Source organism: Herminiimonas sp. (genome assembly GCF_030655415.1).
Genome location: NZ_JAURVN010000002.1, coordinates 129,561 through 147,709, shown reverse-complemented (window position 1 = coordinate 147,709; position 18,149 = coordinate 129,561). Strand labels below are relative to the sequence as shown.

Sequence of the window (18,149 nt, the reverse complement as noted above, 5' to 3'; positions counted from 1 at the left end):
CTCTACTGCGCGGGCAGCAAACGCAATAGCTGCCCGCGTCCTTCATCCGTTAATACGTATAACAAGCCGTCCGGCCCTTCTCGCACATCGCGTATGCGTTGTTCGATATCCGGCAACAAGCGCTCCTCGCGTACGACCTTGCTATCCTTGATTTCCAGTCGCGCCAGATAACGGAATTTGAGCGAACCGACGAATAAATTCCCCTGCCATGCCTTGCCATATTTATCGCTGCGCAGAAATGCCATGCCTGAAGGTGCAATCGATGGCGTCCATTGATGCAGCGGTTGCTCCATGCCAGTTTTTGAAGTTTGGCCTTCGCCTATTTTTCCGCCGCCATAATTTTCACCGTAAGTGATGACTGGCCAGCCGTAATTCTTGCCGGCTTGCTCCTTATTGATTTCATCGCCACCTTGCGGCCCATGTTCATGCGTCCATAGTTGTCCATCAGGGCCAAGCGTTGCGCCTTGGACGTTGCGATGGCCGATGCTCCATATCTCTGGCAATGCGCCGGCCTTGCCGACATACGGATTGTTCGCAGGGATAGAACCGTCTTTGTTGATGCGGATGATTTTTCCGTGATGCGTGTTCAGGGTTTGCGCATCTTGCATGCGACTGAAGCGATCGCCCAAGCTCAGGAATAAAGTGCCGTCGGTATTTTCAACAATGCGGCAACCGAAGTGCGCGCGGCTATTGAATTTAGGCTGCTGGCTGAACAATACTTTTACTTGTTCCAGTCGTTTGCTGTCATCAGATAAACGTGCGGATGCGAGTGCGGTTGAATTGCCATTGCCGCCGGTTTTTGCATTGGCTTCTTCGCTATAACAAAAGTAGATGGTGCGATTGCTGGCGAATTTGCTATCGGTAATCACATCCAGCAAGCCGCCCTGACCGTCGGCTTCAATTTTAGGTAGGCCGGTAATTGGTGCTGACGGTGCTGAGCCTGCTTGCACCATGCGCAGATTGCCGGAGCGTTCTGTGACGAGCATGCGTTTGCTATCGATGAATGCGACCGCCCACGGATGATCAAGATTTTGTGCGATGACTTCGGTGCGTATGCCGTTTGCTTTGCTGGCGTCTTGTGCGGATGCAGAAATGATCGTTGCGCAGGCAAGCGTCAAAACGATGCTGTTGCCGATGCGCATGCGAACGGACGCATTAGTCGTGGAGGATGCGTGCATATAGTTGATCACCAAAGAAGGATAAAACCCGGCCGCTCACATGCAGTGAGCTAGAGCCGGTTTAGATAAGAATACTAGTGCGTTGATCTATAGATCTTTGACGCTGGTGATGGCATATCCCTTGGCTTCGATTTGTGCCATTGGTTGATCGATCGCAAAATCTGCCAGATGCGTTGCACCGTCATCCAGATCGACTGCGCGATCTGTCGGCTCCCAGTCAGTGTTGACGACTTCTTCTGGAATCATGTTGCCTTCAGGGACAGCCAGATAAGAAAAGTGGCCAGCGTGCTCTGCTCTTCTATAAATATCTATGCGCATGAGAAATCCTTTGAAAAGTGGGATGACCTTTTGTGACTCTACATCGACAGAATGGTTGCGTGAAGTCCTGAATCAAATTTGTATGAATTACACGATTGGCCTGGATCTTGCCTTAAAGCTACGGTTGGCATTAATTTGTTGTCAATGCGGGCGGGAAAGTGCGAAATGTGACGAATTTCATACATTTTGCACGCTGATACGCGCTTTATATGACAAAAATGGTGTTTTTTTATAAAGAAACGTTACATCCAGACAATGAAAGTCTTGCACCATATTGGTGTTTGCTACATTCTAGGAGGAGTAATGCGGACTACTCGATTCTGTGAGAGGTATTCATGTTGAAATTTGATTTTTCAGTGAAGACGCGCGAAGGCCAAAAAATAGAAAGCATCGTGATCGGTGGGATGGATCGCGCAGATGCCGAACGCAAATTAAAACAGATGTATAGACATTGCGAAGTATTGCGTTGTGATATCAAGGGCCAGGTAATGCGCCCAGGAATTGCTCACTCAGTTGACGACATTCTGTCCCTCATCTCGCGCTAATTCGGATTCTTCTGTTTCTTTGATTTTGATAAAGCCGTCGGCTAGTAACTCATCGAGCAGACTGTCGTAGTCTTGCGCGCCGCGGCTGTTTGGCGCGTGCTCGAAAATAGTTTTGTTATACGCCGGGCTCTCCGCCAAGCTGACATTTTCCGAGATGTGCGTGCGACAGACATCCGCGCCAAATTTATCTTCCAGCATCTTGCGTACTTCCCACGCCATCTTGCGGCGCCCATCAAAACGCGTCAGCAGATAACGTCTGTCGATGCGACGCTTCAATACCGGTTCCAGTGCTCTCAAAGTTTTATCGATTTGCATCGCGCCTTTTGCCGATAGATGATCGGCCGATACCGGCACGATCATGCAGTCGCACGCGAAGATCGCATTCAAAGACAAGACTCCGATCAATGGACAGCAATCAATCATGATCGGCGTTAGCTCGTCATTCAATTTCTCTCCACGCAAATGTGCGTTGAGCATATTGACGACGTCATAGCCTTTACCGAATAGCGTATCGACTTTCGAAAGTTCAAGATGTGCGGGAATAATGCGGATGTCGTTATTCGGTGAGATACGCACCAACTCGCGTAAGGGGCGATTGCGTTGGAATAAACTGAGTATCGTATCGTCGCCAGAACTGGCGACGACGTTGGCGATGGAGCTTAAATGCGCTTGCGGATCCAGATCGATGCCGTAGGGTAAACATCCGCGCCGCATTAACGCCGCCGCGAGATTCAGAGCAGTCGTGGTTTTGCCCACGCCGCCCTTCTGGTTGAATACCGTGACTATCGTCATAAGCTTTCCGCCTCTGTTACTACGATGCTATTTGCATGCAGTTTCAGAATAGTAACATTCGCTTATTTCTAGGCATCAAGTATTACTGCTCGATTGTTTTCTGCAAAATTCACACGTATGGAATGCGCACTTCACTTGCGGTGTATTTGTATGGCTTTTTAAACGGCTCTCAGTTTTTTCCCTAATCTGCGCCATCCAATAATGACGCCAGTAATGCTGAGTGCAGCGCCTCCTAAACTTAATAGAATCAGCAGCATGTCCCACAGTGGACGACGCTCCAGCAGAGGCAACCAGTCCCAGCTGTGCAGCATCGCAAAGAGCCAGCGACTCGTACGTCGATGGCTATCGATCTTGCCAAGTACGGTGCCCGTATGCAAATCAATGTGTACCCAGGTAGCGTGCGGATCATCAAAAATCACCCTTAATATAGGTAAGGGCTTCTCGCTGCCGCCACCCATCGTGTGTGGGTCGCGTGCGTAGTAATAAAGATCGTATTGATTGAGCTGCTCGACACTTGCTACTGGCTCAGGTAACAGTTCTCTGGCACTGGCTAGTAGTGCGTCGGGATCGATAACCCGCGGCTGTGCTGTCTGACTATTTAGAAGTGTAGGTGTGCCTGCTGCGCCATACGCTTGCACCGTGGTTTGTGCAAGCGTCTGAGTCCAGCGTAACTCACTAATCGGGCGATTAACCGCAGCTAGCAAAGTTTTAGGCGCGGCATCTTGTGCGGAAATAGTCAGCGCTCCTCCCTGCATCAACTCGGTTTGCAATGGCGGTGCGCCGCTGTTAAATATGCGCCAAGGGTTCATCGACATCAGGCCGCTGAAGATCCACGTGATCGTGATCAACGCAAACAGCAAGCCTGTGATGTGATGCCAACGCATGACTCCAACATGATAGGGTGAGCGCGAGCCACTACGATAAGGCTTGGAAAATCGCCAACGCATAATGCCGACAATTGTCCCAGCTACTGCAGCTACCGTACCGAGGACGGACAACCAGATGACGATATCCGCTTGGTAGGGATCGAAAAAGTTGCCGCGAAACGGATAAAGCCAGTGTATCCATGCGCCCGCATAATTCCATACACGTTCGGTACTAGTTGCGTCGCGCACGACTTCGCCTGTTGCGCCAGAAACATAAATCTGCGTTCCCTCTTCGTCAGCAAGTTGAATACGATGCAAAGGACGGTGCGCATCCAATCCGCGCGAATGGGTAAATGCATCTTCATCCACGCTGTCGAGATAAGTGACAGGTATGCCATTACCTGCATATGCAGCAGCACTGGCAAGCGCGTGCGGAACATCCACACTGCGCAAGCGCTCGCCGCTTTGTGCATCGATGACCACCGTACCTTTGCCGGGAGGCGTTCGCTTATGTCCAGACGCATCGTGATTCGTACTCTTCGGAATGACGAGATAAACCGGCTTGCCACCACTCGCATTCGCCAGCCGCAGTTCAGTCAACGGACCCGTGATGTCTGCAGCATCAAGTGCCTGCTTCGGCGAAAGCAGATTGAGCTGAGCATCAAGTGCTGGCAAGTGTTGCAGGCGTTCCCGTTCCGTGAGTTTGGGATAGCCGATATACATCATGACCACACCCGAGATAAACCACATCGCAAAGAAGACGCAGGCAACAATTCCTAGCCACCTATGTGTTAAGAACAAATAACGTTTAAAGCGGATGCGCATCAGTTTTTCCGATTAGAAGTTGATACGCAGCGTCACATCTGCGGTACGTGGCGCACCGAGATAGGCCGAAGTAGCACTGACGTTGGCGGCGTAGAGCTTATCGGTGACATTGCGGATACGGCCTATCAGCGAGACGTTGCGATTGATCTGATAGCCCATTCCTAAATCAATCAATGTATAACTCGGCCAAACCATTGTATTGGCGGCATCAGCATAAACCTTGCCGACACGGCGAATGCCGATATTGGCTTGCAGAGCCTGCGTAATAGCATATGAGGTCCACAGATTTGCTACAGTTGCCGGTATGTTGGTTGGTGTTTTACCTGCGAGCGAAACACCGCCTTGTCTCAAATCCTCATACTGTGCATCGACATAGGTAAAGTCACCGCGTATAGCCCACTGACGTGTGGCTTGCAAGCCAACTGACAGATCAATACCCTTGGCACTTTGTTCTCCCACCAGTACTGTCAACGCACTATTGTTGGGGTCTTGGCTCGCAATGTTCTTGCGATTGATACTGTAGATTGCTGCAGTCGCATTTCCTTTTCCTTGCCAGAAATCCAGCTTGGTGCCGACCTCTAACTGACGCCCCGTTGTGAGTTCAGTATTGGTAATGGCGTTCGCAAAAGACGCTGTCGCAAGCGAGCCCGCTGGTGGATCGGCTGCCGTCGCATACTGCACATAGGTCATCGCACCAGGAGCGACATCCCAGACCAACCCCACACGGCCGGTTGTCGGGTTGTAGCTGCGTTCATAACTGGCTGGACTACTTGCGGTTACCGCGCCACGATTGATCAGGTTCAAGTCAATACGTTCATGACGCAATGCTGTTACGAGATTCAACGCTGGTAGCAGTGCGGTGTGGTTTTCTACATATAGCGCAGTAGTTGTTATCTTGTTGCTCATGCTAGGTACGAAACCTGGCGTCATACCCGGCACATTAAAGAAATTTTCCGTCACAAAGTTGTAGGGATCAACGGTGCTCACTGTAGCGGGTAAACTTTTTGGATAGCGAGTCTGCTTATTTAATGCCATATCCAAACCGAAGGACCAGTCGCTGCGATGCCCCGCGATTTCTCCTTTATATGTGCCGTCAATTCGATTGCCGACCACGTCTTGTTCATGTCGCTGCAGTAAAGCCCCCGAGCGAATCACCGCCGTGTTGCTTGCGTTAAACCTGTAACTTTCGACGTTGCGATAATCACGCTGAGCATCATATGCGTAAAAAGTATTCTTGAAATGCAGAGCATCATTGACCTGCAAATCAGTGATTGAACGCAGCCATTGCACACGCTGCTCATAGATGCCATCAGCACTGTTATAGTTTTTGAAGCGCGTGCCTTCATCTACCCGCAAGGTGCCAGTAATTGGATTAAGCAACGGTGTACCCCAGTAAGGACGATCAACAGTATCGTTCTGATACTCATACGCTAGAGTATGAGTAAGGCCTCGTCCGAAATCAGACAGTAATGAAGTTGCTAATTGGGTGGAATGTGTTTTGGTGCCATCTGTCCAGCTATCAGAATGATGGTCATTCAAATCGATGCGTACGTAATGCGATGGAGTGCCTGAGTCATCGCCGGCAATGCGACGATTCAATCCGATCGATGCCTCCTTCAAGCCCTCGCTTCCTAAACGTAGGCGTCCTTCGGAAATATCGTCACGTTGAGCGATCTTTGTAATGTAGTTGATCGAACCACCGACGGCACCTGCACCATATAAAAAGCTGGATGGTCCACCGATGGCTTCGACGCGATCATAAATCCAGCTATCGACTGCTCTGTTCGCGATTGTGTAATTCAAATCGATGCCGTTATACAACTGGCTGACAGAGCCGCCACTAAAACCACGATAGCGAACGGTGATGTTGCCCGGCGCGTTATGTGCGGTAACGCCGGGAATGGATTTAAGAATCTCCTGCGTATCTTCTGCGCCACGTGCATCTATGGTGGCACGGTCTACTACGGTGACAGTTGCTGGCGTTTCGCGTGGTGTCAGGCCAAGACGACTCATTGATGTAGCGGGAGTATCCAGATTGATTGTGCCGTTTGCCGAGGGTGCAATTACCTCAACAGCGGGGAGCGTCGCCTCGGTTGTCGATTGTGCGTGAACCTGACGCATAGGCATAGCCGTTGCAGAAAACAGTAATGCCAGCAAAAGCGCTGTCCTTGCCGGTTTAAAAGAATCTGCCATGCGTGTGAAGTCGTGAGGACTAATGCGAATAACGCGATAGGATTCGCAACGATCTGCCACTAAAAGCACTATTGTGTGTTGTGAGAATCTTGGTGAAGACATGTCTGTTTTCTTTTCTGAATAAATATATTTAACGCTCGCCGTACATCGTTAGGCGGGGCGATAACGCTGGTGTCTCATGCAGGTCTCAGCGCTGCTTCAATTTGCTATGCCGAGCGCAGCACGGCTCGTGATCACACATGACGGAGCACATGCAGAATGACGCGCATCAGCCAGGTTCTGGATCGGAAGCAGTTGCATTTCAACTGCAGGCAGTGAGGCTGGCATTTGCGCGAGGGTGTAGCGATGCACGGCGTACGACAGTGATGCAACGCAGACGGCAATGACATTCAGTGCAATAAAAAACTTGCGTCGGGTAGACATGACAAGCTCCTGTTTCGATAGAGATGATCGATAAAGATCAACACCGACATGTGTTCGCCTGCAATCAGCAAGCGCGACTGTCGGGCCTTAACGAAAATCAGGAAAAAGCGGGAGGAGCGCGAGGTTGTGCAGCGGCCCATGCAAACAGCGGGCGCGATGACTGATAGAACAGGGAGGGAAGGACATGATCGCCAGCGACAACCGGCATCACGAAATCAGGTGAAGGCGGCATGCCTGCCGACACAGTGTGGTTCAAGCAAAACGGGCAATGCTCGAAGTGCATCGCTTTTTCGACAGGTACCGGGGTTTGTGAATTCTCTGCATCGACCATCACCATCTTGCTGCCGGTAACGGTACAAATTTCCATCCACGCATTCGGTGCGTTTTTGGCAGCGGCGACCGCGTGAGAAATCGAAGGCGCAAGCGATGCCATCAAGATCGCAAAACAAGCGATCCATGTAGCAAATCTATGCGTGGCTTTCGTCATTCTCATGGCAGGTTTTACCGGGATGAGGTTTCAATTAAAGTTGTGTATCGGTCGCCGCATATATAAACACGGCTTACAGACACCTGCTTTGCGGCTGATTATAGCCGGGCTGTTACCCAAAATGTCAGGACGAATTGTCCAATGTGTCGCGTGATTGCAGCATTATCGTAATATGGGCGGCAACGATTTATTGTTGCTACCCATATTTTTAGAAAATCGACCTCATGCAAATCGAATCATCAAATCTTGCCGATCCAGCACAACGCAAGCAATTGCTGATTGCCGCCGCGATCCTGATTATCGCCTTGTGCATTTCCGCCATTCGTCCCTACGATAGAGCGACATGGATTATGGAAGTCATGCCGGTGCTGATTGCGCTGCCTGTTTTGGCATTTACCTACAAACGCTTCCCGCTAAGTAATCTGTTGTACTTCCTGATTTTTCTGCATGCACTGATTCTGATCATTGGCGGCACGTATACCTATGCGCGCGTGCCAGTTGGTAATTGGGTGCAGGATTGGTTATCGCTGGCACGTAATCCTTACGACAAGCTTGGCCATTTTTGGCAAGGTTTGGTACCGGCTTTGGTCGCGAAGGAAATCTTCGTGCGCGGGAATTATGTGAACGGTAAAAAGATGGTCGCCTTTTTATCGATTTGCGTCGCGATGGCGATTAGCGCCTGGTATGAATTGCTCGAATGGTGGGCGGCGCTGATCATGGGGCAGGGCGCGGATGAATTTCTCGGTACGCAAGGCGATCAATGGGATACGCAATCCGACATGTGGATGGCATTTCTCGGTGCAACGGTAGCGATGATATTGCTGGCGCGGCTACACAACCGCCAGTTGCAACGCTTTGTGCCACTTAAGTAAACAAGTATCAGGAAAAATCATGCACAAGCACGACGCAGCGGCCCAAAAATTATTTGGAAAATCTTACGAACAATTGGACGACAGTGCGCAAAAAGTTACGCACCACGTCGCCGCCCGTACACACATCGCGCGCGATACCGGTAAGGATTATGAAGCGAAAGCCAGCCGAGGACAGCGCGCTGCGGATGCGGTCGCTGCATTTGGTGGCTCATGGACTTTCATCGGTTTATTTGGTGCGATCATGTTCATTTGGATATTGTTGAACTCCTTTGTTCTGCTGCATTACGACAAAGCTTTCGATCCCTATCCTTATATTTTATTGAATCTGGTTTTATCGATGTTGGCCGCGATTCAAGCGCCTGTGATTCTGATGTCGCAAAATCGACAGGCAGAAAAAGACAGGCTGAATGCGAAGCACGATTACGAAGTGAACTTGAAGGCTGAGCTGGAAATCATGTTGCTGCATGAGAAGCTGGACGCACTAAGAGAACAACAGTGGAATACTTTGCTGGATATTCAAAAAGAACAGCTGGTCTTGCTGACGCGGCTAAGCGAACCAAGGCGAGCTGACTAGTCGCAAGCATCAATGCTCACAGAGCATGTGGAGAAAAATTTGAATGAGCAAGCAGTGCAGAAATATCTGCACGATCACATCCCACTATCCAAAGCGATGCAGGTAGAAGTACTGAGCGTCAAGCCCGACGAAGTTGTTCTAAGCGCACCGCTCGCACCGAATATCAATCACAAGGAAACCGTGTTTGGCGGCAGCGCTTCCGCGGTCGCGATTCTCGCAGCATGGTCTTTGCTGCATACAAAACTGAAAAGCACTGCGATCAATAGTCAGCTGGTTATTCAAAGCAATACGATGAACTATCTATTGCCGATCAACGGCACGTTCACCGCGCGCTCGTTTATCGAAGGTGCAGCTGATTGGTCACGTTTTGTGCGCACGCTGCAGCGTAAAGGCCGTGCGCGCATCGCGGTAACCGCGGTGCTGGAATACGAAGGGCAGCAGGTTGGGCGTCTGACGGGCGAATTTGTTGCCTTTGCAACCGAGGCGCACTAAGCGCGTAGGGGAAATTGCTCTGCCCGGCAACTTTAGTCAAACGTGGCCTACGTCAATTAAGGCGTTTTAATTTTGCGCTATAGTGCTGCAAACGCAAAATGCAATGCTGTTCAAATCCGCTGGCAACTTGGTTTAAAGCCGCAAGGCAAAATCTGCCGCGCCAGAGAATGCTCAGCATTTTTAGCTGCTGAATCTGTTAATACAACTCTTATTCCATATTTTTAATTTAGATAATCATCATGAGCGACGACAACTTCCAAGCCAAAGACATTTCCCGTAAACCGCCTGCACCACCGGACCCAAATCAAAAATTTTGGGATATGGCGGATACCTTTATCCAGCTTGCGAACGAGAATTCAAAAGGTGCAGCAGCAGGTCAAGTCTGTGCTTCGATGATGTTCGCGAGCGCCCGTTTCGGTGCGTTCGTGGCATCGGGTGATGCGCCATCAGAGGCGACCTTCAAGGATCAGATTGAAGGTGCGGTTACGTACTTCCGTACCGAATATGAAAAGATGTTGCGTGAGAATTTCCGCGATTATGCAGAGAATTTCAAAGGCTATCATCCTGAGAAAAAATAAGGATGCGAGCATATTGCTCGCACCATAAAAACCTCGCCTCTGGTAATCCAGTCGCGAGGTTTTTTTACGCGTGTACTTGAGTGCTGCGGGCTCTCAGCAGAGGACTTAAGCCGATTTCGACAATTGATTGAAATGCTCAACAGTCGGTGGGCCAGCAAAGAATGGGCCGACGATAGCGCGCCAATCCTGGAACGCCGCTGACTCACGGAAATCGACGGTATGGTTTTCCAGCGTTTCCCAGTAAATCTGCACTACATAGCGCTCAGGCGTCTCTATGCATTTGTTGATAACGTGTCCCTTGTAGCCTTTTGCATTGGCGATGACTTGTTCCAGCCCGCGCTGCACGGCGGCGTCAAATTCGGTTTGCTTGCCTGGCTGGATGCGGATATCAACGAGTTCGAGAATCATGATCGGTTCCTGTAGAGATGAATGGATGCGGAATTATTACATTTTGGCTCAGACGCTGCAGCTATTCCCGCATCGTCGGCCAGAACGCATCGATAGAATTTGTTTGATTGCACCACTGGTCAGTTGCCGACTATATGCGTAATCTGTCTGCTTGGCGTAGCAAGTAGAGTGCGTGGCTAGCGAGATGCCGCACTTACGACTGTGAAGGTGCGTGCTAACTTGTTAAAAACAAAGGAGAAATCATGCGGAAATTTTTTGCAGTAACCATGCTCATCGCGACTGCATGTGCATTGCCTGTGCATTCGGAAGAAATTGGCGAAGTCAGTACCGTATTTCGTTTCCTCGGCAAGAATGATCGCATCGTGATCGAAGCGTATGACGATCCAAAGGTAAAAGGCGTGTCCTGCTTTGTCTCGCGTGCGCGTACCGGCGGCATCAGTGGCACTGTCGGCTTGGCGGAAGATACTGCCGATGCATCCATCGCCTGCCGTCAGGTCGGTGACGTATTGCAGTTCGTCGGACAATTGCCGAAACAGGAAGATGTATTTTCCGAGCGCCAATCGATTTTATTCAAGCGCTTGCATATTGTGCGCGTGGTTGATCCTGTGCGTAATACACTGGTGTATCTGACCTATTCCGACAAGCTGATTGAAGGCAGCCCGAAGAATGGCGTGGCAGCAGTATCGGTGCCGCACAATAATCCTATTCCTTTGAAAAAATAATCCTTCACCTGTATCGGCGCATTCATGTCCGTCCCGTCAAAACCTAGTCTGAGTCACGTAGCAATTGCTTCTTATGTCATGGCCGCTGCAGCATTGCTGCTCGTCATGCATCAGGGTTTGCTGGCGGCATTGTTCTCCGGCTTGCTGGTGTATTCGCTGGTGCAGCAGTTAGCTCCCAAGTTGGGTAAAAGGTTGGTCGGTCGCAGAGCGCAGGTCGTCGCAGTTGCCTTGTTGAGCGTCGTGATAGTGACCGTTTTGATAGCCATCATTTGGGGTTCGATTGCGTTTTTCAGAAGTGACGCTGGACGGATATCGGTTCTTCTGCAAAAAATGGCCGACATTCTGGAAGCCTCGCGCAGTCAGATTCCAGCATGGCTGGCGACGTATATTCCGGTCGATGCAGAAGCATTGCGCGAGATGATTACGAATTGGTTGCGTTCACATGCACTCGAGGCGCGTTCCATGGGACGTGAAGCGGGACGCATTTTGGCGCACGTACTTATAGGTATGATCATTGGTGCGATGGCGGCCTTGTATGACACGACATCCTCGACACCTGCTTACCGTCCGCTTGCTGCCGCTTTGCACGCGCGCGTGGTCGCTTTGCACAATGCATTCCGCAATGTTGTTTTCGCACAGGTACGTATCGCGGCAATCAACGCAGTGTTGACTGGCATTTATCTGATCGTGATTTTACCTATGGCCGGCGTCGAATTACCGTTGCGTAAAACCATGGTCGCCGTCACCTTCTTTGTAGGCTTGTTGCCGGTGCTGGGCAATCTGATTTCCAACACCATACTGGTTATCATCGGCTTGTCGCATTCGCTGCATATCGCGATGACTTCATTGCTGTTCTTGATGACGATACACAAGCTGGAATATTTCCTGAACGCGAAAATCATCGGTCAACACATCAACGCGCGCACCTGGGAATTATTGGCGGCGATGCTGGTGATGGAATCGATCTTCGGCATTCCCGGTGTGATCGCAGCGCCGGTGTTCTATGCCTACGTCAAGAAGGAATTGTCGGATAAGGGGATGGTGTAGCACGCGTTGTCCACTGTGTTCACTGCGCGTTGAATGCTCGCGCTGATGCAGATGTTGCATCAGTGCTGATTGATTTAGATGATCAATTGGCTTTTGCTTCGAGCCATGCTGCTGCACCAAGACCTGCGCTGCGGCCGCTGGCAAAACAGGCGGTAAGCAGATAGCCGCCGGTCGGTGCTTCCCAATCCAGCATTTCACCAGCGCAAAATACGCCGGGCATGTTTTGCGACATCAACTGTTCATCCAGCGCTTCAAATAACACACCGCCTGCACTGCTGATCGCTTCGTCGAGTGGACGCGTCGCGATCAGTTTCAAAGGCAAGGCCTTGATGGCGTGTGCGAGTTTCTTTGGATCGGCATAGTCTTCCTTGCTGGCGCATTCGCGCAGCAAGCCAGCCTTCACGCCGGTAATGCCAACCTTGCTTTGCAAATGACTGGACATTGAGCGTGAGCCACGTCCTGCTGCGACTTCGGCTAGTACGCGTTCATATGTTTTGCCGGGAGCCAGATCCAGATGTAAAGTCGCGCTGCCGTTCTTGACGATTTGTTCGCGCAGAGGTGCAGACAACGCATAAATCAAACCGCCTTCAATGCCATTCGATGTGATGACGCATTCGCCCTGACGCTTGATCTCATTGCCATCGATATCCATACAATCAGCGATGACGGACTTCAGCGGTTGACCGGCAAAGCGTTCTTTAAAATGCTCACTCCACGCGATATCGAAACCGCAGTTTGCCGGTTTCAATGGCGCAGCATCTATGCCCTGTTGCGCCAGCAATGGCAGCCACGCACCATCGGAACCAAGTCGCGCCCAACTACCGCCGCCTAATGCGAGTACGACAGCATCAGCTTGCACGGTTAATTCACCGTCAGGCGTGGCAAAACGCAGTGCTTGTTTATCGTCCCAGCCCAACCAACGATGACGCATGTGAAAAGTGACACTCGCATCGCGCAGGCGTTTCAACCATGCGCGCAATAGCGGCGCAGCTTTCATGTCAGTCGGGAATACGCGGCCGGAAGATCCAACGAAAGTTTGAATACCAAGTTCGTGTACCCATGCACGCAAAGCTTCCGGGCCGAAGCTCTCCAGCATAGGTGCGATGTGCGCTGCACGTGTACCGTAGCGCGATAAAAATCCTGCACCCTCTTCGGTATGCGTCAGGTTCATGCCGCCCTTGCCAGCCAACAGAAACTTGCGGCCGACGGATGGCATTGCATCGTATAAATCCACCGCGATGCCTTGCGCAATCAGCACTTCAGCCGCCATCAATCCGGCTGGTCCGCCGCCGATGATGGCTACTTTGCGTGTTGATGATGTAGAAGGCATACGTCAATGAGGTAGGTGATAACAGACAAAATTTTTGCGTGTCGCTTGCGTGCAGAAACATACGGCGCTGCGATCTTACTTGCGCACGACGCTTTCGAATCAAGGCGCCATTCTTGATCAAGCTATAAATTTGTACAAGCGATTAAATGCGCATGTATGATCACGCCGCGCTTAAGCGATAATATTCTGCATCTGTTCACTCATCCGCACATTCCAAACCATGACGATCAAACGCTGTAGCTGGGCCAGTCCCACCAATCCGCTTTATCTGAAATATCACGATGAAGAATGGGGCGTGCCCTGCCACGATGAAACCCGCTTGTTCGAGATGTTGAATCTGGAAGGCGCGCAAGCAGGCCTGAGTTGGTCGACCATACTCAACAAACGCGAAAACTATAGAGCCGCCTTCGATCAGTGGGATGCTGAAAAAATCGCCGCTTACGACGCAACCAAAGTTGCCGAGTTGTTAGGCAATGCGGGTATCGTGCGCAATCGCCTGAAAGTGGCTGCGACCATCAACAATGCACAAGCTTATTTGCGCTTGCGTGAAGAAGTCGGCAGTCTGGATAGCTTTTTGTGGGCTTACGTAGATGGCAAGCCGATACTAAATACGCGCAAGAGCATCAGTGATACACCAGCCAAGACGCCTTTGTCGGATCAATTGTCCAAGGATCTGGCCAAGCGCGGCTTCAAGTTTGTCGGCTCGACCATCATCTACGCGTACATGCAGGCGATCGGTATGGTGAACGATCATGCGAAGGATTGTTTCTGCTACAAGGCACCCAAGATATAAGCGCAGACGCAGGCGGCCTTGCTTGCGGGCAAAAAAAAGCCCGCTACGGGAGCGGGCTGAATCTATATCAAAGGAGGAGACATAGAGGAGACAACCGAAGTATAGGGCGACGCCCCTGACCAAGGCCAATTCTCATTTCTGATATCCGATATGCGATTCGTGAATACCATTCTAGAGGCACTATAGCCATGTTTGGTATTCCTGCTGCCTCAGGTAGAATTTGTGCTCAACAAAAAAGCGGGCAAAAAAAAGCCCGCTCAAAAGAGGCGGGCTAAATCTATATCAAAGGAGGAGACATAGAGGAGACAACTGAAGTATAGGGACTGTTGCCGCGTCGCACCAATTTCGATTCGCAATATCAGACATTCGCTTTGTGAATACCATTTGTTTTCTTGCCTTAAGTAAAAAAAAATCCCCGTTTTGATGCATTTCTTCTAGTTCTCTTTCAATTGAGCCAACATATTCTGTGTGCTCAGCCAAACATTTCGTTCTTTGCTAAGATTTGATTGCGCATCAGTAACGCCGATTGTCGGTAAACAGCATCATGTTTCCCGATGTGCGTACTTCTCTTAAGGCGTGGGGACGACCTCACCGCCTCATTATCAATCGAGGACGGCCTCGGCAATATGAGGAATCAAACTATGCCTTGGCTTATTCTTGTAATCGCAGGTCTGTTCGAAGTTGTGTGGGCTATCGGCCTGAAATACACCGATGGCTTTACGAAGTTGTGGCCGACAGTGGGCACCGTGACGGCGATGGTGATCAGTATCGCGTTGCTGGGCTTTGCGATGAAAACATTGCCGGTGGGGACTGCTTATGCAGTGTGGACCGGCATAGGTGCGGTGGGTACGGTCACTCTGGGGATGATATTGCTGGGTGAACCGGCTACTGTGGCGCGCATCATCTGTATTCTGTTGATCGTCAGCGGGATTATCGGACTGAAGATTTTTAGCCCGAGCTAATCGGTAGTTATCGTTGTAAAAAAGGCGGGTGACTTTTCAGTCATCCGCCTTTTTTATTTCATCAGTCTTTTTTGCTTTTCTTCGCTTTGGTCTTTTTCTTGGCCTTCTTTTTTTCTGGCGGTGCCAGCATCGTGTGGCGGCACGTCTCTGCGCCGCAACGGCATTCGTAGGCTTTCTTCAACGCCTTGGTCTGCTTATCTTCAACCACCAGGCCGTAGTCGTAGTTCAATTCTTCACCGCGTTTGATATCGCGCAACGAATAAATATTGACGCGCTTTTTCTCTTCGCGTGCTTCGCAGTTAGGTTCGCATGCGTGATTGATCCAGCGCGCATCGCTGCCATCGACACCACCATCGATCATTTTGCCGCTTTCCAGGCTGAAGAAAAACGTGTGATACGGGTTCTCTGGGTCCAGGCCGTGTCGTTTGGAGGCTTCTTTATCGCTGATGCGCTCGCCTTCGTACTCGATCAGAAAAGTATCCGCTGGAATATTACGGGTGGCGAAGACGCCGCGCCCGTGTACCGGGGAATTTCTGACGATAATCGCTGGCTTGGCGGAAGGTGTGGCGGCGGTTTTCTTGCTCGGTGATGTCATGTTCAATTCAGTGAAAAATGAGAGATGTGAGGAGCGATTCAAGTTCAACAGTCATTCGCAAGAAGCATTCCACTTGCCTGGCGCACTATTGTCTATCAAAGCTCGTACAAGAACAATTGCCGCGCTACTTTTTTATCTGTAATTACAGCCGATGCTTGTTACCGGGCCATTACATCATCACGGCTGTCATACGGATTTTTCGTTCAGGCTTTGCCTATACGCCGCCAAAACATAAGGAATGAATAGCGCTCGGCCATCTGCTCGCCCAATGAAAAATGCATGCAAAGCAGACGAACTGTTTTGCATGCATCTTGTACTGCGCCGAGTTTCAGGAGGAGCGAAGCAGTCTTTGCCCTCGTCCACCAGCTATTTGCTCGGCTTAAAACTCTTCCCAGTCATCGCCGCTTTTCTCAGTGGTGATCGTCTTTTGCGGTTTGGCCGCAGCCGGCTTCTGAGTCGTGGTCAATCTGGCTGCAGGTTTTACCGATTTCAACGCTGGCGTTGCACGCTTCGCGATGGGTGCCGGTGGAGCGCTGTTACCACTCAGGCGGAAGATACTGACCGCGCGCGATAACTCGACAGCTTGATCCTGCATGCTCTGCGCCGCAGCCGCAGCCTGTTCGACCAACGCAGCATTTTGCTGTGTCATCTCATCCATCTGGCTGATGGCTTGATTGACTTGCTCGATGCCGTCGCTCTGTTCCTGGCTAGCCGAAGTGATTTCACTCATGATATCGGCCACATGTTTGACCGAGGTGACGATTTCTTCCATCGTGCTGCCGGCTTGATCAACCAGTTTGCTGCCGACGTCGACTTTGCTGACCGAGTCATCGATCAAGGCCTTGATCTCTTTTGCGGCGCTGGCGCTGCGTTGTGCCAGATTGCGTACTTCACTCGCAACCACTGCAAAACCACGACCTTGTTCGCCAGCACGCGCCGCCTCCACCGCAGCGTTTAGCGCCAGGATGTTGGTCTGAAACGCGATGCTATCGATCACGCCGATGATGTCGACGATCTTGCGTGAACTATCCTTGATCGATCCCATGGTCGTGACGACTTGACTAACTACGCTGCCGCCTTTGACCGCGACTTCGGATGCCGATACCACCAACTGATTTGCCTGCCGCGCATTGTCTGCATTCTGACGCACGGTCGATGTCAGCTCTTCCATCGAGCTGGCGGTTTCTTCCAGTGAGCCGGCTTGCGATTCTGTACGGCTAGACAGGTCGGCATTGCCGGAAGCGATTTCGCCGGAAGCAACGGTGATGGTTTCCGTACCGCGACGCACGCTGGAAACCGTATTCGCCAGGCTCTCGTTCATGTCCTTCAGCGCTTGCAATAACTGTCCGGTTTCATTGGTGGAATCCACATGAATTTGCTGCGTCAGATCGCCGCTGGCCACACTTTTTGCAATGTGTACTGCTTCGGCCAAAGGACGTGCAATCAAGCGGATCAGCCAGAAGGCCATGAAGCCTGCCAGCAGCACGCCGAAGATAATGGTGGCGATCGAGATATTGCGCACCATCGTAAAACGACGTTGTGAATCTTCGAACTCTTGATCCGCGACGCGCAGTTGTATCTCGATCAGCGCGGCGACGCCAGCGCGCACCGGCAAGATCAATTCTTCCATCGGGCCGTTGACGATTTCTGTCACACGCAACACGTTACCGCCACGAGAAGCAGCGATCGCTGGAGTCAGAGCCTTGTTGACGAAGGCGGCGCGATCAATGGCAAATTTCTCCGTCAAGGCTTTTTCTTCCTGCGTCGCAGAAGTCGCCGCATAGGCGTTGAATGCCGCATCGATTTGCTTCTCGCGCTTTTCTATCGCATCCATTTTTGGAACGATCAGGCCGGGGTCGCCATAAATCGATGTCACCAGATCAAGCTGATTGATCGTCAGTTGCGAGATCACCGTATTTAACTGACCTAGCGAAACGGTTCTATCTTCATAGACAGTCTTCAAGGCTTTGTTGGTGGTATCAAGTGAAGTGAGTCCCAGAATGCCGGTGACGACCAGCAGCAGGGAAAGTATGCCCATCACGAACAGGAGCAGCGATTTGATTGTTATATTTTTTAGCATGTCAGTCTCGAAGCAAACAGATGTGAATCAATACAATCAAGATAGCTATCCGTGATTGCAGCGTGGGAG

The 18,149-nt window shown here is 50.9% G+C and carries 20 protein-coding genes; 9 read left to right on the top strand and 11 right to left on the bottom strand.

Annotated elements, in window-relative coordinates:
• Positions 1-2: 2 nt before the first annotated feature.
• Both Q7T66_RS00775 and Q7T66_RS00770 read right to left on the bottom strand, forming a co-directional pair.
• The gene (locus tag Q7T66_RS00775; protein ID WP_304931702.1) at positions 3-1,142 is read right to left on the bottom strand and encodes a PQQ-dependent sugar dehydrogenase; all 1,140 of its coding nucleotides are present in this window, start codon (positions 1,140-1,142) and stop codon (positions 3-5) included.
• Between the two features lie 123 nt (positions 1,143-1,265).
• Positions 1,266-1,496, bottom strand: a complete 231-nt coding sequence (locus Q7T66_RS00770) for a DUF6139 family protein (protein ID WP_304931326.1) — start codon at positions 1,494-1,496, stop codon at positions 1,266-1,268.
• Positions 1,497-1,831: 335 nt separating this feature from the next.
• On the opposite strand from Q7T66_RS00770, the gene Q7T66_RS00765 reads away from it, so the two are divergent.
• Positions 1,832-2,041, top strand: coding sequence for a hypothetical protein (locus Q7T66_RS00765; RefSeq protein WP_304931325.1), 210 nt, complete (start codon positions 1,832-1,834; stop codon positions 2,039-2,041).
• On the opposite strand, the gene Q7T66_RS00760 is transcribed toward Q7T66_RS00765, so the two are convergent.
• From Q7T66_RS00760 to Q7T66_RS00740, 5 genes are all read right to left on the bottom strand, one after another.
• On the bottom strand, positions 2,006-2,833 hold the full coding sequence (locus Q7T66_RS00760; protein WP_304931324.1) for a ParA family protein: 828 nt from the start codon (positions 2,831-2,833) through the stop codon (positions 2,006-2,008). The genes Q7T66_RS00765 and Q7T66_RS00760 overlap by 36 nt on opposite strands.
• 158 nt (positions 2,834-2,991) lie before the next feature.
• Positions 2,992-4,524: a PepSY domain-containing protein gene (locus Q7T66_RS00755; RefSeq protein WP_304931323.1), complete on the bottom strand. Its 1,533-nt coding sequence runs from the start codon at positions 4,522-4,524 to the stop codon at positions 2,992-2,994.
• 12 nt (positions 4,525-4,536) lie between these two features.
• Positions 4,537-6,717, bottom strand: a complete 2,181-nt coding sequence (locus tag Q7T66_RS00750) for a TonB-dependent receptor (RefSeq protein ID WP_370691584.1) — start codon at positions 6,715-6,717, stop codon at positions 4,537-4,539.
• A gap of 198 nt (positions 6,718-6,915) precedes the next feature.
• Positions 6,916-7,140 (bottom strand): hypothetical protein, encoded by a 225-nt coding sequence (locus tag Q7T66_RS00745; protein ID WP_304931322.1) that lies wholly within the window; start codon positions 7,138-7,140, stop codon positions 6,916-6,918.
• Positions 7,141-7,237: 97 nt separating this feature from the next.
• Entirely contained in the window at positions 7,238-7,633 is a 396-nt protein-coding gene (locus Q7T66_RS00740; protein WP_304931321.1) for a DUF2946 domain-containing protein, read from the bottom strand.
• Between the two features lie 218 nt (positions 7,634-7,851).
• Between Q7T66_RS00740 and Q7T66_RS00735 the strand changes: the two genes are divergently transcribed.
• The 4 genes from Q7T66_RS00735 (at position 7,852) to Q7T66_RS00720 (ending at position 10,143) form a co-directional block, all read left to right on the top strand.
• On the top strand, positions 7,852-8,499 hold the full coding sequence (locus Q7T66_RS00735) for a DUF2238 domain-containing protein (protein ID WP_304931320.1): 648 nt from the start codon (positions 7,852-7,854) through the stop codon (positions 8,497-8,499).
• 19 nt (positions 8,500-8,518) lie between these two features.
• Positions 8,519-9,073 (top strand): DUF1003 domain-containing protein, encoded by a 555-nt coding sequence (locus Q7T66_RS00730; protein WP_304931319.1) that lies wholly within the window; start codon positions 8,519-8,521, stop codon positions 9,071-9,073.
• 12 nt (positions 9,074-9,085) lie between these two features.
• Positions 9,086-9,565, top strand: a complete 480-nt coding sequence (locus Q7T66_RS00725) for a thioesterase domain-containing protein (protein WP_304931318.1) — start codon at positions 9,086-9,088, stop codon at positions 9,563-9,565.
• A 239-nt stretch (positions 9,566-9,804) separates the two neighbouring features.
• Positions 9,805-10,143 carry a DUF3144 domain-containing protein gene (locus Q7T66_RS00720; protein ID WP_304931316.1) on the top strand — a complete coding sequence of 113 codons (339 nt, stop codon included), beginning with the start codon at positions 9,805-9,807 and terminating at the stop codon, positions 10,141-10,143.
• A gap of 105 nt (positions 10,144-10,248) precedes the next feature.
• On the opposite strand, the gene Q7T66_RS00715 is transcribed toward Q7T66_RS00720, so the two are convergent.
• A complete protein-coding gene (locus Q7T66_RS00715) occupies positions 10,249-10,551 on the bottom strand; it encodes an antibiotic biosynthesis monooxygenase (RefSeq protein ID WP_304931313.1) in 303 nt (100 codons plus the stop codon).
• A 266-nt stretch (positions 10,552-10,817) separates the two neighbouring features.
• On the opposite strand from Q7T66_RS00715, the gene Q7T66_RS00710 reads away from it, so the two are divergent.
• Both Q7T66_RS00710 and Q7T66_RS00705 read left to right on the top strand, forming a co-directional pair.
• Positions 10,818-11,273, top strand: coding sequence for a CreA family protein (locus tag Q7T66_RS00710; RefSeq protein ID WP_370691592.1), 456 nt, complete (start codon positions 10,818-10,820; stop codon positions 11,271-11,273).
• A 24-nt stretch (positions 11,274-11,297) separates the two neighbouring features.
• On the top strand, positions 11,298-12,320 hold the full coding sequence (locus Q7T66_RS00705; RefSeq protein WP_304931309.1) for an AI-2E family transporter: 1,023 nt from the start codon (positions 11,298-11,300) through the stop codon (positions 12,318-12,320).
• Between the two features lie 82 nt (positions 12,321-12,402).
• On the opposite strand, the gene Q7T66_RS00700 is transcribed toward Q7T66_RS00705, so the two are convergent.
• Positions 12,403-13,650: a TIGR03862 family flavoprotein gene (locus tag Q7T66_RS00700; RefSeq protein WP_304931308.1), complete on the bottom strand. Its 1,248-nt coding sequence runs from the start codon at positions 13,648-13,650 to the stop codon at positions 12,403-12,405.
• Between the two features lie 220 nt (positions 13,651-13,870).
• On the opposite strand from Q7T66_RS00700, the gene Q7T66_RS00695 reads away from it, so the two are divergent.
• Together Q7T66_RS00695 and sugE are read left to right on the top strand one after the other, a co-directional pair.
• The gene (locus tag Q7T66_RS00695) at positions 13,871-14,443 is read left to right on the top strand and encodes a DNA-3-methyladenine glycosylase I (protein ID WP_304931307.1); all 573 of its coding nucleotides are present in this window, start codon (positions 13,871-13,873) and stop codon (positions 14,441-14,443) included.
• Positions 14,444-15,084: 641 nt separating this feature from the next.
• A complete protein-coding gene (gene sugE / locus Q7T66_RS00690) occupies positions 15,085-15,405 on the top strand; it encodes a quaternary ammonium compound efflux SMR transporter SugE (protein WP_304931306.1) in 321 nt (106 codons plus the stop codon).
• 61 nt (positions 15,406-15,466) lie between these two features.
• Here the strand turns inward: sugE and Q7T66_RS00685 are convergent, their stop codons facing one another.
• Positions 15,467-16,000 (bottom strand): SET domain-containing protein, encoded by a 534-nt coding sequence (locus Q7T66_RS00685; protein ID WP_304931305.1) that lies wholly within the window; start codon positions 15,998-16,000, stop codon positions 15,467-15,469.
• 379 nt (positions 16,001-16,379) lie between these two features.
• On the bottom strand, positions 16,380-18,080 hold the full coding sequence (locus tag Q7T66_RS00680; RefSeq protein ID WP_304931304.1) for a methyl-accepting chemotaxis protein: 1,701 nt from the start codon (positions 18,078-18,080) through the stop codon (positions 16,380-16,382).
• Positions 18,081-18,149: the final 69 nt, after the last annotated feature.